The 16593-nt window shown below is 46.5% G+C and carries 16 protein-coding genes and 1 pseudogene; all 17 read left to right on the forward strand.

Going from position 1 to position 16593, the window contains the following annotated elements; all coding sequences use genetic code 11:
• The 17 genes and pseudogenes from pabA (at window position 1) to T3H97_RS00410 (ending at window position 16569) form a co-directional block, all read left to right on the forward strand.
• The gene (gene pabA / locus T3H97_RS00330; RefSeq protein WP_013308153.1) at window positions 1-576 is read left to right on the forward strand and encodes an aminodeoxychorismate/anthranilate synthase component II; all 576 of its coding nucleotides are present in this window, start codon (window positions 1-3) and stop codon (window positions 574-576) included.
• A 3-nt stretch (window positions 577-579) separates the two neighbouring features.
• Entirely contained in the window at window positions 580-1476 is an 897-nt protein-coding gene (locus T3H97_RS00335; RefSeq protein ID WP_328801388.1) for an aminotransferase class IV, read from the forward strand.
• On the forward strand, window positions 1473-2339 hold the full coding sequence (gene folP / locus T3H97_RS00340) for a dihydropteroate synthase (RefSeq protein WP_025718318.1): 867 nt from the start codon (window positions 1473-1475) through the stop codon (window positions 2337-2339). The genes T3H97_RS00335 and folP overlap by 4 nt, the downstream gene beginning before the upstream one ends.
• A gap of 163 nt (window positions 2340-2502) precedes the next feature.
• Window positions 2503-2865 carry a dihydroneopterin aldolase gene (folB, locus tag T3H97_RS00345; RefSeq protein WP_023986457.1) on the forward strand — a complete coding sequence of 121 codons (363 nt, stop codon included), beginning with the start codon at window positions 2503-2505 and terminating at the stop codon, window positions 2863-2865.
• Window positions 2866-2874: 9 nt separating this feature from the next.
• A complete protein-coding gene (gene folK, locus T3H97_RS00350) occupies window positions 2875-3423 on the forward strand; it encodes a 2-amino-4-hydroxy-6-hydroxymethyldihydropteridine diphosphokinase (RefSeq protein ID WP_025719316.1) in 549 nt (182 codons plus the stop codon).
• A complete protein-coding gene (locus tag T3H97_RS00355) occupies window positions 3375-3575 on the forward strand; it encodes a helix-turn-helix domain-containing protein (protein ID WP_025719314.1) in 201 nt (66 codons plus the stop codon). Before folK ends, T3H97_RS00355 begins: the two co-directional genes overlap by 49 nt.
• A gap of 44 nt (window positions 3576-3619) precedes the next feature.
• Window positions 3620-4648, forward strand: a complete 1029-nt coding sequence (gene dusB, locus T3H97_RS00360; RefSeq protein ID WP_328801389.1) for a tRNA dihydrouridine synthase DusB — start codon at window positions 3620-3622, stop codon at window positions 4646-4648.
• Window positions 4649-4862: 214 nt separating this feature from the next.
• Entirely contained in the window at window positions 4863-5339 is a 477-nt protein-coding gene (gene greA / locus T3H97_RS00365; protein ID WP_013308160.1) for a transcription elongation factor GreA, read from the forward strand.
• A gap of 110 nt (window positions 5340-5449) precedes the next feature.
• Window positions 5450-6970, forward strand: a complete 1521-nt coding sequence (lysS, locus tag T3H97_RS00370; RefSeq protein ID WP_328801390.1) for a lysine--tRNA ligase — start codon at window positions 5450-5452, stop codon at window positions 6968-6970.
• A 90-nt stretch (window positions 6971-7060) separates the two neighbouring features.
• Window positions 7061-8398, forward strand: a complete 1338-nt coding sequence (locus T3H97_RS00375) for a TrkH family potassium uptake protein (RefSeq protein ID WP_328801391.1) — start codon at window positions 7061-7063, stop codon at window positions 8396-8398.
• A 292-nt stretch (window positions 8399-8690) separates the two neighbouring features.
• Window positions 8691-9224, forward strand: coding sequence for a hypothetical protein (locus T3H97_RS00380; RefSeq protein ID WP_165179770.1), 534 nt, complete (start codon window positions 8691-8693; stop codon window positions 9222-9224).
• 460 nt (window positions 9225-9684) lie between these two features.
• A complete protein-coding gene (gene fabI / locus T3H97_RS00385; RefSeq protein WP_013308164.1) occupies window positions 9685-10455 on the forward strand; it encodes an enoyl-ACP reductase FabI in 771 nt (256 codons plus the stop codon).
• 12 nt (window positions 10456-10467) lie between these two features.
• Window positions 10468-11927, forward strand: a pseudogene (locus T3H97_RS00390) (AMP-binding protein).
• A 44-nt stretch (window positions 11928-11971) separates the two neighbouring features.
• Entirely contained in the window at window positions 11972-13195 is a 1224-nt protein-coding gene (locus tag T3H97_RS00395; RefSeq protein ID WP_103049295.1) for an aldehyde dehydrogenase family protein, read from the forward strand.
• Window positions 13192-14892: a thiamine pyrophosphate-binding protein gene (locus T3H97_RS00400; protein WP_328801392.1), complete on the forward strand. Its 1701-nt coding sequence runs from the start codon at window positions 13192-13194 to the stop codon at window positions 14890-14892. The genes T3H97_RS00395 and T3H97_RS00400 overlap by 4 nt, the downstream gene beginning before the upstream one ends.
• A gap of 23 nt (window positions 14893-14915) precedes the next feature.
• Window positions 14916-16157 (forward strand): beta-ketoacyl-ACP synthase II, encoded by a 1242-nt coding sequence (gene fabF, locus T3H97_RS00405; RefSeq protein ID WP_328801393.1) that lies wholly within the window; start codon window positions 14916-14918, stop codon window positions 16155-16157.
• 4 nt (window positions 16158-16161) lie between these two features.
• A complete protein-coding gene (locus T3H97_RS00410) occupies window positions 16162-16569 on the forward strand; it encodes a 3-hydroxyacyl-ACP dehydratase FabZ family protein (RefSeq protein ID WP_328801394.1) in 408 nt (135 codons plus the stop codon).
• Window positions 16570-16593 lie beyond the last annotated feature (24 nt).

Raw genomic sequence — 16593 nt, forward strand, 5'->3', positions numbered from 1 at the left:
ATGATTTTGGTGATTGATAATTATGATTCGTTTACGTACAATCTTGTTCAATATTTGGGTGAACTTGGCGAAGAAGTAACCGTAAAACGAAACGATGAGATTGATGTGAAAGGCATAGAAGAGCTGGCACCAGAGCATATTTTGATCTCGCCGGGTCCATGCACGCCGAATGAGGCAGGGATATCACTGGATGTGATCAGCCATTTTAAAGGTCGCATTCCGATTTTTGGCGTTTGCCTCGGTCATCAGGCCATCGGACAGGCTTTTGGCGGTAAGGTTATCCGGGCTGAACGACTCATGCACGGTAAAACATCACCGATTCTTCATCACAATACGTCGGTATTTGAGGGCTTGCCTTCTCCGTTCACAGCAACCCGGTATCACTCATTGCTGGTGGAACGCGAGAGTCTGCCTGAGTGTTTAGAGATTACCGCTGAAACCGCAGAAGGTGAAATTATGGGTTTGCGGCATAAAGAATTTGCCGTAGAAGGAGTACAGTTCCATCCAGAATCCATTATTACGGATTACGGACATCAATTATTACGCAATTTCCTAAAACGCAAGGTAGGCGTCTGATTCATGAAATATATCGGAGTCAATGGCGTCCTCACGGAAGCCGCAAAAGCCGTGATTCACGTAAGTGATCACGGCTTTTTATACGGAATGGGCTTGTTTGAAACATTCCGCACCTACAAGGGTGTCCCATTCTTGCTGGATCGACATCTGCATCGACTGCAGGAAGGTTGCCGAATGCTCGGCATTCCTTTTCAACCGGATGAGGAGCAACTTACGAGACACATCCAACATCTGATGGTGGCGAATGGACTGGATGAAGCCTATATCCGTTACACCGTATCAGCGGGTGAAGAGGCGCTAGGTTTGCCGACGGGTGACTATACGCGCCCCAACCATATTTTGTTTGCGAAACCGTTGCCCTCTACCAATGCACAAACCGGGCAATCCACTTCCCCATCGGCGCTTCAGTTGTTGCGAACCCCCAGAAACACTCCAGAGGGTGAGGTTCGTTTAAAGTCGCTCCATTATATGAATAATATTCTTGCGAAGCGGGAACTTCAGCAGTATGCCGAGGCTGTCCGTTATAAGGCTGAAGGAATGATGCTTACGGCCAATGGTTATCTGGCGGAGGGAATGGTCAGCAATCTGTTTTTTGTGCGGAATAATACGCTGTATACCCCTGACTTGTCTACAGGAATTCTGCCAGGCATTACGCGTGAATTCATTTTGGAGCTGGCGCATCTGCGAGACATTCCTTGTAAGCAAGGTTTGTACCGCTGGGACGAGCTGAAACAGGCTGATGAAGTTTTTATGACCAACTCTATACAAGAAATACGGCCCGTGGATTTGTTGTTGGAGCCGGAAGGAGCAACGAACCATGTATCGGTTCCCTTGACGCAGCCCAGGTCCATAACAGCTTTGCTGTTGCACGATTATAGACAGAAAGCAGGGATCAAGTGAACATACCGACCCTTTATCAACGTAGTTACCGAATGGGGGATGCCGAGCTTACGCTCGGACATTCCACACAGATCATGGGTATACTGAATGTGACCCCGGATTCATTTTCCGATGGAGGATTACATTATAGTCCTGAGATTGCTGTTTTACATGCATTGAAGCTGGTGGAAGATGGAGCCGATATCATTGACATTGGTGGGGAGTCTACCCGTCCGGGTCATGATCCGGTAGGTGTGGAAGAGGAATTGGCTCGGGTCATACCGGTCGTCGAGGCCATTCATCGTATCGCACCGCACATTCCGTTATCTGTAGATACTTACAAAGCCGAAGTAGCCAGAAAGGCACTCGAGGCTGGCGCACATATCATTAATGATGTGTGGGGGTTTAAGGCAGACCCTGATATGGCACGTGTAGCTTCGGAATTCGATTGCCCGGTCATTTTGATGCATAATCGTCATGACCGTAACTATAGTGATTTGGTTTCTGATATGCTGTCTGATTTAAAAGAGAGTATCCGATTAGCGCTGGATGCGGGGGTACGTGAGGAACAGATCATTTTAGACCCAGGCATCGGTTTTGCCAAGGATTATGATGAAAATATCCATGCCATGACTTCTCTCGATACATTGAGTCAGCTAGGCTTTCCACTGTTATTGGCTACGTCACGCAAAAGATTTATTCGTACAGCACTGGATTTGCCTGTGAATGATGTGGTGGAGGGCACGGCGGCTACTGTTGCTTTTGGCATTGCTCAAGGGTGCCAGATTGTGCGTGTACATGATGTGGCACAAATCAAGCGCACCGTACGTATGTGTGATGCGATGGTGTACGGGTCTAAAAATGCACTGAGTTATGGTGGTTAGAAGACGCTTCATGAATGATTTGATCCTGCGATTGCAAAGGCGAACGCTCCGCTTCTTCGGATTCAAATCCTTCATTCCGCTACAACGCGCCATAAAGTCACTGTATTTTTAGAGAGAAATTTATTATAAAAAATTGAAATAAAAAACAGGGGGTCTACCCACGATGGATAAAATGGTTTTGCATCGTATGGAGTATTACGGATATCATGGCGTTTTTCCAGAGGAGCGCAAGCTGGGACAACGTTTCTATATTGATTTGGAACTGGAGCTTGATCTGCGTGAAGCGGGTGAGCAGGATGCTTTGGACAAAACGGTTAATTACGCCGAGGTGCATTACACCGTTAAAGATATTGTAGAAAAGGAATCTTACCAATTGATTGAAGCTTTGGGCGAACGTATTGCATCTTCCCTACTGGACACTTATACTAGTGTCAATGCACTGACTGTCAAAGTCACGAAGCCGCATCCGCCGTTTGATATTCATTTTCAGGGCGTGACGGTTGAGCTTTATCGCGCAAGAAAGTAGGAACGATACATGAATGCACATTCGACCTCTGAGGCATCAGAGGCTTATATTGCTTTAGGGGCTAATTTGGGGGAGCGCGAGCATACCCTGTATGAAGCCATTACGGCGCTGGACGAACATCCGGGTATACGGGTGCTGCGGTGCTCCAGCCTGTACGAAACAGAGCCTGTTGGGTATCTGGATCAACCTTCTTTTTTGAACATGACGGTAGCCGTATCTACAACACTTGCTCCAGAGGAGCTTCTGGTATATATGCTGGAGGTGGAGAGTCGTCTGGGGAGAGTAAGACATATTCCTAATGGTCCACGAACCATTGATCTGGACTTGTTATGGATGGGAGCGGCGCAACTGGCTACACCGGATTTGGAGCTTCCTCACCCTCGTATGTTGGAGCGTGCTTTTGTGCTGGTTCCTTTGGCTGACATCGTTCCGAACCAAGATCCGTCCGGTCTGTACAGTATCGTGCATACTGCATTGAATTCTGTGGATGGAAAGGACGGCATACAGCTTTGGAAAACATGCAGCTGGCGCAACGACTCCGCGCCTTTCGGAAGTTAAAAGGGTTCACACAGCAGGAGTTGGCAGAGCGTACTGGTATATCTTTGACTGTATTAGGTGCTGTGGAGCGAGGCAATCGTACAGTAGACCCAGACATGCTGAACATCATCGCCCAAACGCTAGAAATTGAAGTCCGGGAACTGACGGAATGACGATAAGTGACGATACAAAAGAAAGAATAAAGGGGTGAACAAATATGTTGAAAATCGGCGATATTGAAATGAAAAACCAAGTCGTTCTGGCTCCGATGGCAGGCGTGTGTAACCCTGCTTTTCGCCTGATCGCCAAGGAATTCGGTACAGGTCTGGTATGTGCAGAAATGGTTAGTGATAAGGCGATCATTCACGGAAACAAGCGTACGCGCGAGATGCTGTTTGTAGATGAGCGTGAGAAGCCGCTTAGCTTACAAATTTTCGGGGGAGACCGCGAATCTTTGGTGGAAGCAGCGAAGGTGGTAGATCAGGAAACGAATGCAGATATTATTGATATCAATATGGGCTGCCCGGTTCCCAAAGTGACCAAATGTGACGCAGGTGCTCGTTGGCTGCTCGATCCAAACAAGATTTATGAAATGGTATCGGCGGTAGTGGAATCGGTAAGCAAGCCGGTTACCGTGAAAATGCGTATTGGTTGGGATAGCGAGCATATTTATGCCGTAGAGAACGCTCGCGCTGTTGAACGTGCCGGAGGTCAGGCCGTTAGCGTACATGGCCGTACACGGGAGCAACTGTATACGGGACATGCGAATTGGGATATTATAAAAGAAGTTAAAGAAGCAGTTTCCATTCCTGTAATTGGAAACGGTGATGTGGCATCACCGGAAGATGCCCGCCGCATGCTGGATTTGACCAATTGTGATGGCGTTATGATCGGACGTGGCGCTCTGGGGAATCCGTGGATGCTCTACCGTACGATTGAGTACCTGCAAACGGGCGAGCTGTTGCCCGATCCTTCACCGGAAGAAAAAATTCGTATTGCCATTCTGCATATGGATCGTCTGGTTGCACTGAAGGGTGAAGCAGTAGCTGTCCGTGAAATGCGTAAGCATCTGGCTTGGTACCTCAAAGGGATTAAAGGTTCTGCACGTATTAAGGATGTCATTATGGAAGAAACAAAGCGCGACGATATGGTGCGCATTTTGGATCAATTTGTATCTCAATTGCACATGGTAGATAACGATGAGGCTTCTACAAGCGCTGCTTCTCCTGCTGTTGTTGCGCAATAAGGAAGCTGTTCCGGCCTGTGCACGCGATTGACTTTTCCAATTGCTTGCCCTATAATCGTTCAGTATAAAATCTTGATGTATGCTACAAATTGTGTGCAGCTCTCAAGACAACAGCAGGAAATGTTCTCATTCCCTCAGAGTGGCATATTATGTTTTGAAAGCGTGCATTCCGATGCACTTTTAAACTTTTCCCATGACAGGAGAATCGGTTGAGATGAGCGATAAAGAAGTCATTCTGACACAGGAAGGTCTTAGAAAGCTCGAAGATGAGCTTGAGAACTTAAAGTCTGTCAAACGCCGCGAAGTGGCTGAACGGATTAAGGTAGCCATCGGATACGGAGATATTAGTGAAAACTCCGAATATGAGGATGCGAAGAATGAGCAGGCCTTTATTGAAGGCCGTGTAATTACGTTGGAAAAGATGCTACGTAATGCCCGCATTATCAATAGTGATGAAATTGACACCGATGTTGTGGGAGTAGGCGCAACTGTGACCGTCGAAGATTTGGAATTCGGAGATATTACAGAGTATGCTATCGTAGGCTCCGCCGAATCCGACCCGCTACAGAACAAGATTTCGAATGAAAGTCCGGTTGGCAAGGCAATTCTCGGTAAGAAAAAGGGAACTGTTGTGGATGTCACCGTTCCAGCAGGCGTTATTCAATATAAAATCGTGGATATCAAGAAATAAGACACGGACTTTGGAATTTAATGTAAAAGCTTCCTTGTGGAAGCTTTTTTTCTCTACACCCGGACGGACCCCGGCCCGTCTATTCATATTGAAGGAGCTGATTTAGCACCATGTCGGATGAAACTACTAACCAGGAATCACAAGAAAATCGCGAGGAATTAAGTGAATTATTGCAAATTCGTCGTGCCAAATTGGACGAGCTTCGCTCACTGGGCATTGATCCTTTTGGACGCAAATACATACGCACAGCTGAAGCGGGCGTACTACTGAGCAAGTATGACAGTTTGACTAAGGAAGAACTGGAAGAAAAGAATATTGAAGTTAGCATAGCAGGCCGTATTATGGCTAAACGTGTGATGGGAAAAGCCAGCTTTGCTCATATACAGGATCTCAGCGGACGTATTCAAATTTATGTTCGTCAAGATACGGTACCTGAATCCAAATATAAGGCATTTGGTATTTTGGATCTGGGCGATATTGTTGGTGTTAAGGGTGTGCTCTTTAAGACCAAAACAGGCGAAACGACAATCAAAGTACTGGATATTGAGGTCTTGTCCAAATCCTTGTATCCATTACCAGAGAAATATCATGGCCTGAAGGATGTTGAATTGCGTTACCGTCAGCGGTATGTCGATCTGGTTATGAACCCTGAAGTACAAAAAACGTTCATTACACGGTCCCGTATTATTCAATCCATGCGCCGTTATCTCGATTCGCTCGGCTATTTGGAAGTTGAAACCCCAACTTTACATTCCATTGCTGGCGGGGCGGCGGCGAAGCCTTTTATTACGCACCATAATGCATTGGACATGCAGCTTTATATGCGTATTGCTATTGAACTCCATTTGAAACGACTAATTGTCGGTGGAATGGAGAAAGTATATGAGATCGGGCGTGTATACCGTAATGAAGGTATTTCGACCCGCCATAACCCTGAGTTTACGATGATTGAGCTGTATGAAGCGTATGCTGATTATAAAGATATCATGCAATTGACGGAAAACATGGTTGCACATATTGCGCAGGAAGTACTGGGCACACAGCACATTCAATATCAAGGCCAGGAAGTGGATCTGACGCCGCAATGGCGCAGAGTCTCCATGGTGGATGCTGTTAAAGAAGTAACAGGCGTAGACTTTAGCGTGCAGATGAGTAATGAAGAAGCTCATCGCCTTGCGAAAGAGCATAAAGTTTCGGTTGAACCGCATATGACATTTGGCCATATCCTGAATGCATTCTTTGAGCAGTTCGTAGAGGAAACGCTTATTCAACCGACCTTTATTACTGGACATCCGGTTGAAATCTCGCCGTTGGCCAAGAAAAACGAACAAGATTCGCGGTTTACGGATCGCTTCGAGCTGTTCGTGGTTGCTCGTGAGCATGCGAATGCGTTCACTGAGTTGAATGATCCAATCGACCAGCGCCAACGTTTTGAAGCACAATTGCTGGAACGTGAGCACGGTAACGATGAGGCTCATGAAATGGATGATGACTTTATCCGTGCCTTGGAATACGGTATGCCGCCAACAGGCGGACTGGGCATCGGCATCGATCGTTTGGTTATGTTGCTGACAGATGCGCCTTCCATTCGCGATGTGCTGCTTTTCCCGCATATGCGTAACCAACAGTAGAATAACATAACATTATGAATATAGAGGATCAGCCGGGCTTCCCGTGTCTTGTTCCTCTTTTTCATAAGAATGGATGGAGAGAATACTCTAATGAAACGCAGCGTCAAGCTTAGTCGGTTCGCATCGCCTCCTTTTATATTGGTCATCGGATATTTATTGATTATTGCATTGGGTACTTTGCTACTGATGCTTCCTGTTGCCAATCATAGTGGTCATGTTCCGCATTGGATTGATTCGCTTTTTACGTCCGTCTCAGCCGCTTGTGTTACAGGACTGGTCGTTGTTGACGTCGATTCAACGTATACGATGTTTGGCGAAACCGTCATTTTGGTGCTGATGCAGCTAGGCGGGCTGGGGTTTATGACCTTAGCGACCTTGTTTGCGCTGTTGTTGGGGCGGCGATTATCGTTAAAGGATCGGTTGCTGCTTAAGGAGGCTATTAATGCCGATAGCATGGAAGGGATCGTGCGTATTATTCGCAAGGTGCTGATCTTTTCTTTCACCATTGAGGCGATAGCTGCCGTCGTCTTAGCTTTGCGGTGGATGCGAGAGATGCCTGTCGGACAAGCGATATATTATGGAATATTCCATTCCGTATCCCTCTTTAATAACGGGGGATTCGATTTGTTCGGGACTAGCTTCCAACAGTACGCTGGAGATTTTGTTTTCAATATGATTGCATCTGTGCTCGTTATATCAGGAGGCTTGGGTTTCCTTGTACTTAGTGATCTGTTCGATTTTCGCCGTACCCGGAGACTGTCTCTACACTCCAAAATGGTGCTAAGCGTGTCGGGAGTGCTCATTGTGATTGGTGCGCTGGTTATATTTATTTTTGAGTTTACCAATGCACGAACCTTGGGCGCGCTGAACTGGGAAGGCAAAGTATATGGAGCTGTCTTTCAATCGGTCTCCACGAGATCATCAGGTACGAGCACAGTCGATATCAGCGGGTTAAGGCAGGCAAGTCAGTTTTTTATTATGTTGCTGATGATTATCGGTGCTTCTCCGGGCTCCACTGGAGGAGGAATCAAAACGACTACGTTTCTGCTTATGGTAGGTGCGCTAATCGCCGTCATGCGAGGACAGAAGGAAATCGTGTTTTTCCGTCATAGGGTCCCCAAAGATATCATGATGCGGGCGCTGACCATTATTGTACTAGCCCTATTTATATTCTCGATTGTGGTTATACTGCTCTTAATGACAGAGGATGCCCCATTTCTCTCCCTGGCATTTGAGGCTGCTTCCGCAATCGGAACGGTAGGCTTGTCCGTAGGAGTGACGCCAGGATTGTCTGATGCAGGCAAGTTGATTATTTGTGTGACCATGTTTATTGGTCGAATTGGTCCTCTTACGATTGCCTATGCCATTCGTCCACGCTCGACCAAGACATTGTACCGTCGTCCCGAAGGGCATATTGTAATTGGATAGTGTATCTGTAAAAAAGATGTACCCGTGCTGATTAGCATAGGTACATCTTTTTTCATTTCAGATCATCATCATTCTTTATGGGGAGCATATCATGTAAAATGTCCATTTTGAGAACAAAACGGAATGGTCTGAACAGATACTGTTTTTCGCAAAAAAAACGGCTATTTGTTTCCTTTTATGTAATTATAGACAAAATACTAGGAATATTATGTATAATATTGTATGATAGTGGGCGTGAAAGGGGGATAGTTGAGGTGAATACCAATTTCTAATTTGAAAGGAATCATCTATTATGTATTTATTTATTATTAGTGCTGAAGTTTTATTTTGGGTTTTTGTTGTTGCAGGCTTGATCGCAAGGTATATGTTTGGCTTGAAGAAGTTAGGCGGTCTTCTTTTACTATTTACCCCCATTATTGATATCCTGTTACTGATTGCGGTGTTCATCACGGTGAAAAGTGGCATGGAGATTACGACTGCTACTGGCTTGGCGGCCTGTTATTTTGGTATTACAGTAGCATTTGGTCATAGGTTAATTAAGTGGGCGGATGTACGGTTCTCCCATTGGTTTGGTAAGGGACCCAAGCCTGAACGCAAGTATGGTGCTGCTCATGCAAAAGAGGAACGGATAGGTTGGTTGCTTCACCTTTTGGGTTGGGCTATAGGTAATGCTTTGTTGCTCGCCATCATTGTGTATGTTGATGATCCTCAGCGTACGATGTCTTTGGAGGGCATTATGCAAACATGGGCAATTGTTCTGGCAATCGACTTTGTTGTCTCCTTTAGCTATACTTTAGCTCCCAAAAAACAAAAGCGTAGTCTATAAAGGTTAAGGCTTACACTTAGATGATATCTGGCTGGTCACTCAGGATGTTCAAATCGGAAGAGTCATTGTTGGTGAAAATGAAGTGGTTACTTCCGGTAGGTGGGTGATTCTGTCATCGGAATGTAAATATTTACAAAAATATGCGGATTTTATGTTTAACTCGCTTTGACAGTCACCTTGTTTTTGCCTCGCTACCTTTTTTCACATACATGTATTCCTTTCGATTTGAACACAGACCAACAGAAGCAACACAACTATTTCTTGTGAGATGACAGACAGCATACAAGATGTGTTACACAAATTTTAAAATAAATTTTGTGATTTGCCTAAAACGTCGCCTATCCAAGTTTGGCAATTAACGCGATAATATTCCAGGAAAGATTACATATGTCTATAAATGTAGACATACTAAATTAAGTTGTTATTTTGTTTAAAAATGTAAAAAAGAAAGGTGGTTTCTGTGGCAGTACTACTGAGCGGTAAGAACATTTTGATTATGGGCGTGGCTAATAACAGGAGTATTGCCTGGGGGACAGCTCAATCTTTAGCTGCTGAAGGAGCACAGCTCATTTTTACTTACGAAAATGAGAGGGTTGCAGAGCGGGTACTAAAGCTCGTTGAAACCATTCCGGGAGCACTGGTCTGTCCTTGTAATGTACAAAGCAATGAAGAGCTTGATGCATTGGCGGATTTTCTAAAAGAAAAAGTAGGCGTATTGCATGGTTATTTTCACAGTGTCGCCTATGCTAAGGCTGAGGACTTGGATGGCTTGTTCGTTGACACTTCTCGCGAGGGATTCGCTGTTGCCCAAGAAATCAGTGCCTATTCTCTGGCTGCTGTATCCCGTCGAGTATACCCACTGATGACAGAGGGTGGAAGTATCGTCACCATGACGTATATTGGCGCAGAACGAGCGATCAAAAATTACAACGTTATGGGTGTGGCGAAGGCTTCACTGGAAGCCAGCATGCGCTATCTGTCGAATGATCTGGGCACATATGGCATTCGTGTAAATGCGATTTCCGCGGGTCCGATACGGACCTTGGCTGCCTATGGCATTAAAGATTTTAACACAATGCTCAAACATATTGAAGAAACTACGCCCCTACGCAAGACGGTTGATACGTCGGAAGTCGGAGATACGGCGTTATTCCTATTTTCCCATTTATCGAGAGGCATTACGGGTGAAGTTATCCATGTAGATGCTGGATACCATATTACGGGGATGTAAGGAGGGAACGTTGTGCTTATTACGCATACGGATTGCCGTATTATCTCACCTGAAGGAGTTATGACTAGGGAGCGTCTGGAGCGAGACGTTACGATCTTCTCCCGGATGTTGACGCTCAGAGGAATTCCCGAAGACGGTAGAGTGATTCTGAAAGCGGCCAATTCCTATTGGTTTGTTGTGTCTCTGTTCTCCCTGTGCAATATTGCTGTTTCGGTGACTGTGGTGGACGAGCAGACTGTGCTCGATGAGGTGGCCCAAATCTATGATGAAGCGGGTGCCTGTTGCATCCTTACGGATTCCGATTTAGAACTTCCTCATGCTCTCGTTATTCTGATTCAAGATCTGATTCAAGAAGAAGCAGTACACCCGGATTGGGTGGGAGAGCCAAAGCTTGAAGCCCTCGACTTTAGCAAGTGGTGCGAGAGGTCAGATGCGCTCATTCTGTATTCTTCAGGTACGACGGGCAAACCCAAGGGAATCGTGAAAGCTGGTTCAGCTTTTATGGAGAATATCAGGCATTCCATACACGCCATGAACTACCTACCGTCTGACCATATGCTCCCCGTTGTGCCTTTTTCTCATTTTATGGAATCTCACTTATCTTCTCCTGGTGGTTAACTTCATGTTCTCTCATCATCTGCAATCCAAAAAACCTCTGGAGCGTCATTGCAAGTATTACGAAAGACCGGGCGACGGTCGTAGACGCTAACCCCTCTGCTTTTTACACCTTGTTGCGTATGCTAAACCGAAAACCCGAACAACTGGAAATGGTCAAGGAAGCTCCGGTGCGCATGTGGTGCGTAGGCGGTTCCCCACTTACCCAGGACCTTGAAGAGAAATTTAACAACATATTTGGACAGCCCCTGCTGAATGGTTACGGCCTTTCTGAACTGGGCAACGTTACGCTGGGGACGCTAGAGTGTCCGAAGGGTTGTGGCCTACCATTACCTGGTGTGGATCTGAAAATACTAGATTCTACAGGCAACCAGCAGGCGGACGGTATCGTAGGCGAAGTGTGGATACGCAGTGCTGGATGCATGGAAGGTTATCTAAATCGTCCAGACCTGACGCAATCCGTTCTACAGGACGGCTGGTTCAAGACGGGGGACCTGGGCTATCTGGATGACGGAATGCTGTATGTCATTGGTCGCAGCGGTAAGACGGTCAATCGGATGGGCTATATGGTCTCTCCAGTCTATATCGAGGACCGAATTGGTTCGCTAGGCTACCGATCCTGCGTGATTACCTTGGAGGATGAGGCTAAAGGGACATTGCTTGTCGCATTCATCGAAAGTGATTCCTCACAGGTCGTGCCTGTGCTCCGCAAAGAGATGAGTCAGGTACTCCCTTCATACATGTTTCCCGATCTTTTGCTTCCGCTCGATCATTTTCCTTTAAATCGCAATGGAAAAGTAGATCGTCTGGAGATGGAGCGTGTTGCTCTAGAGAAAGCTGCTTCTCGCAAAGCATAACAAGATATATACCAAAACTGCATACAGGAAAGGGAGAATGTGCCATGAGTATAAATCCAGAACTGGCAGAAAACACACTGTTTCTGAAAAGGCATGAATCTATTCTGAAATGCCTCAATTATTTGATTGAAAATCGGCAGGAAGTGATGGATATTCTCACACAATTTTCATCCTATCGGGCTGCCAATGCAGAAATTGACTCCACGATCCTCACACTTCAAGGTGCTCTGCAAGAAGTGCAGACCTATCAGCCAAGCTGGCAACGATCTATGGCTGTATTTATGCCTTCCAACGTCATTTTGTACTCCTATGCATTATACCTCTTGATTCCGTCCCTGTACGTTGAAAATATAGACTTTCGCCCTTCTTCTCACGTAAACGAGTACGTCAACATGCTGCATGAAAAGCTTCAGGCTGTACATGGATTACCCATCTATATTCGTAAAGTAAGCCAGAAGGTGTTCATGGAGAATTCCGTGATGCCAGCTGATATTGTGGTGTTCACCGGAAGCTATACCAATGCAGAGAAGATCAAAAAACAGATTCGAAAAGATCAGCTCTACATTTTTTACGGACAAGGACTAAATCCTTTCATCATCGGACCTGATGCAGATCTGGAGCTGGCGGTTACCGATGTGATCCGAATGAGATTGTTCAACTCTGGACAAGACTGCCTAGGCCCCGACATCATTCTGGTACATCAAGATGTGAGTGAGCATTTCAAAGATCTGCTGATTCAACAGCTTGACCAACTCGTGTTTGGTGCCAACGATGATCCGAACGCAAACTATACCCCTATATTCTATAAAGACACGCTATATTCGGTTTCCGAATATTTCAACACGAATGATAAGTTTATTATTTACGGCGGCGGCATTGATTTCCGTACAAAAAAGATGGAGCCAACGGTTGTATATAGTGAATTGGATCAGAATCTGGAGATTATTGAGTATTTTTCGCCAGTCTTCAATGTAGTTAGCTACCAAGACGACGAGCAATTGATCAAGCGTATTTCCTCCAGTTATTTCAGTGAACGTGCAATGGGTTGCAGCTTATACGGATCGGAGCACCTGACTGACGTTCTGCGAAAGAAGCACACGCTGACCATTAATCAGACGCTTGAGGATGTGGATCAAGGTAATAAGCCTTTTGGTGGCTACGGCACGATGTCGAACTATATTTTTTACGATTTCAAGCTCATTTCGAAGCCGATCTTGATTTCAGAAATTGTCGCAGAATATTTGTCGGAAAAGAGGAGTTTGGTATGACTGCGAGCTTCTTTCCCTGGGATGCCATCATTGGGTACTTAAAATCAGCTGGGATTCAGCATCTCTTTGGATTACCAAGTGATGATCTCAAAATCGTATCGTCACTCCCCTCATCCGGTATGGATTTTATCCTGTGCAAAGATCAACGTAATGCTGTGTTCATGGCAGCAGGTTATGCGCTCACCACCAACCAGATGTCCGTGTGTGTTGTGGGGAAAGGCCCTGCGCTCAGTAATACACTCACAGGGCTGCTGGAAGCCAAAAACCTGGGCGCTCCGCTCCTGCTTCTGGCGCTTGGTACCGGAGGAGACAAGCTGGGTACCCGATCCTTTCAGGAAGCCGATCAAATCTCACTCGTGAAGCCGCTCGTAAAATGGGCTTATCGTGTCGAGCATGTGGATCGGCTTGTATGGGCGATGGAGCGGGCTGCCTTTTTGGCTATCAATGGAGCACCGGGTCCTGTCTATATCGAACTCCCTGAAAATCTGATGGACCAGCCTATGCCAACAGGGTTTCAGTTTACCCCACCAGAAAAGCTGTCGTGCTCTCCGTCTCGTCGGGAGTTGGATGCATCGTGGGGAATTATTGAGAACGCCCGCAGGCCACTCATTCTAGTCGGAGGCGGAATGAAGTCAGGTACAGGTGATGTGATTGAGCGGTTTGCTAACCAACATGGAGCGGCCTTGTTCGCAACCGCCTCGGGACGGGGTGTAGTTGATGAAGACCACGAACTCTTCTGTGGTGTTGCGGGACTCTATACAGATCTTAGTCTAAGACAAATCTGGAAGGAATCTGATGTGGTAATCACACTGGGCAGTCGATTGGAAGAAACGGCTACTTTCGAGTGGGATATTTTGCTACAGGATACACCTTTGATTCAAGTCAATGTAAATCTGGAGGATTTTGCACACGAGTACAGGGGTATCAAGGTGCTTGGTGATGGATATGCAGCGGTGGAGCAGTGGCTTGAACGGCGCGGCCAGGAGCCTGATGGAGTGTGGCTTGAAACGATTAGGAGCTGTAAACAGGAGGCTTTTTCTCACAGGGCTATTTATTTGGAAGAGCTGAAAAAGACCCCTGGAATCCACGTTCCTGAGCTGTTGGACATGATTCAGACGGAGTTCCCTGAAAATCTGGTGCTTCTTCAAGAGAATGGATTGCAGGATATGTGGTCCTATTTTTATCCATATTTTCGCTTTGCCCACGGTTCTCTTTCGATTGTTCCTAGTGATCAAACGAGTCTTGGATTCGGTGCGGCGGCTGCTCTGGGAGCAAGCGTGGCAACACAACGTCCAGTAGTAGCACTCGTAGGTGACGGTGCGTTCAATCTCTTTTGTTCGGATTTTATGACGGCGGTGGAGTATCAAATACCGTTAATCTATCTCGTACTCAATAATGGTGGGTATGGTTGGTTACAGAATCAGATGAATTATAAGCATCTCACAGGGCAGTCCCTCCCGTTTGTTTCTGAGGCGGCCAAGACAGGAATTCAAATTCCCCAGTATGAGTTTGTGGAAAGCCTTGCAATTCGGAGTAAGGGAGAGGCACGGGAACAGCTTCAGCTTGCTTGGCAAAAGTATCAGGAGAACAAGCTTGTGATCGTCGAGGTATATGCTGATCTTGCGGATGTGCATGAAAAAATCAGTCATGTGTATGGCGACTTTCCTCTCTACGAGCAACAGGCTTCTAAGAATTAATTTCAACGAAGGACGTGGATACAGTGAGAAGACGTGTTGTAGTGACTGGACAGGGAGTCGTAACGCCGATCGGGCTTAATCTTACGGATTTCTGGAATTCACTGTTGGAAGGAAAAAGCGGAATCGGACCTGTCACTGCTTTCGATACAGCGGACATTCCGACAAAGATCGGTGCACAGGTTACGGGCTTTGACCCATTGCAATATATGAGCAAGAAGGAAGCTAATAAAGTCGCACAGTTCACTCAGTTTGCTTTGGCGGCTGCCCGGCAGGCAGTGGAGCAATCGAAATTAGTGATTGATGAGCGGAATGCAAGTCGCGTGGGAGTTATTGTCGGCTCTGGAGCAGGCGGCCTCGACGTTATAGAGGAGAACTTTGGGAAATTAACAAAGCTTGGTCCCAAAAGAGTTTCTCCTTATTTTGTTTCCTCGATGATGATTAATTCAGCACCTGGTGAAATCTCCATTGCTATCGGAGCCAAGGGGCCTTCTTTTGCTGTGGTTACGGCTTGTGCCACAGGAAGTAATGCCATTGGTGAGGCATTACGTACGATCCAGTACGGCACGGCTGATGTCGTGGTTGCCGGTGGAGCAGAAGCCAATTTTAGTCAGCTCGATCTGGCATCTTTTGCGAATATCCATGCTCTCTCCAGACGTAATGATGAGCCGCAGAAGGCTAGTCGTCCGTTTGATGTGAATCGCGATGGATTCGTCATCGGTGGAGGAGCAGGAGTCTTGGTGCTGGAGGAGTTGGAGTATGCTTTGAACCGCGGAGCCACCATTCTGGCCGAAGTTGTGGGTTACGGATGCACAACTGATGCGTATCATATCACGGCTCCAGATCCCTCTGGCTCCGGCCCGGCAGATGCGATCAATATCGCACTGCAGGATGGCGGCTTAACACCGCAGGAAATCGACTATGTCAATGCCCACGGTACGAGTACGCCATTTAATGATCGTATGGAGATTAATGCTATTCAAAAAGTATTCGGGGAGCATGCCCCCCGTTTGGCGATATCGTCTATTAAATCCATGACTGGTCATTTAATGGGCGGTGCAGGGGCAGTCGAATTAATTGCGACTGTGCAGAGTATGATTCACAGCAAAGTACCACCGACACTCAATTGCGACAATCCTGAGGCTCCTGAATTGAACTTTGTGCCGCATGTATATCAGGAACGCGAGGTCCGCGCGGCGATTAGCAATTCATTTGGTTTCGGAGGGCACAACGTCTGCCTTGCTGTTCGCAAGTGGGAAGGGGAATAAGCCTGTGAGCGAAGAGCTAATCCATATCCCGGATGTGCTTCCGCACCGGTACCCATTTCTTCTGTTGGATGGCGTGACCGGGTACGAAACGTCGCAATGGGCGAAGGGATACAAGCTTGTCACCTGGAGTGAGTGGTTCATTACTGACACTAACCCATACATGCCTCCTATGTTGATTGTGGAGTCGCTTGCACAATTAGCGGCATTCGCTGCGATTGATAAAAAAGGCATTTCATACCTGACTAACCTCAATGGAATTCGATTCCACAGCTTGGCCAAGCCTGGAGACCGAATTGATCTCTATTTTGAAGTGATCAAGCGTCGGCGGGGCTATATTCTCGGCAAGGGTCGGGCTTCCGTAGGCGATCGATTGGTGGTTGAGGCGGAAGAAATTGTTTCACTGGATCAATGACGGGGTGGAAGCGTACGTTAAACT

Source organism: Paenibacillus sp. LX16, assembly GCF_036252815.1.
GTDB lineage: Bacteria > Bacillota > Bacilli > Paenibacillales > Paenibacillaceae > Paenibacillus > Paenibacillus polymyxa_B.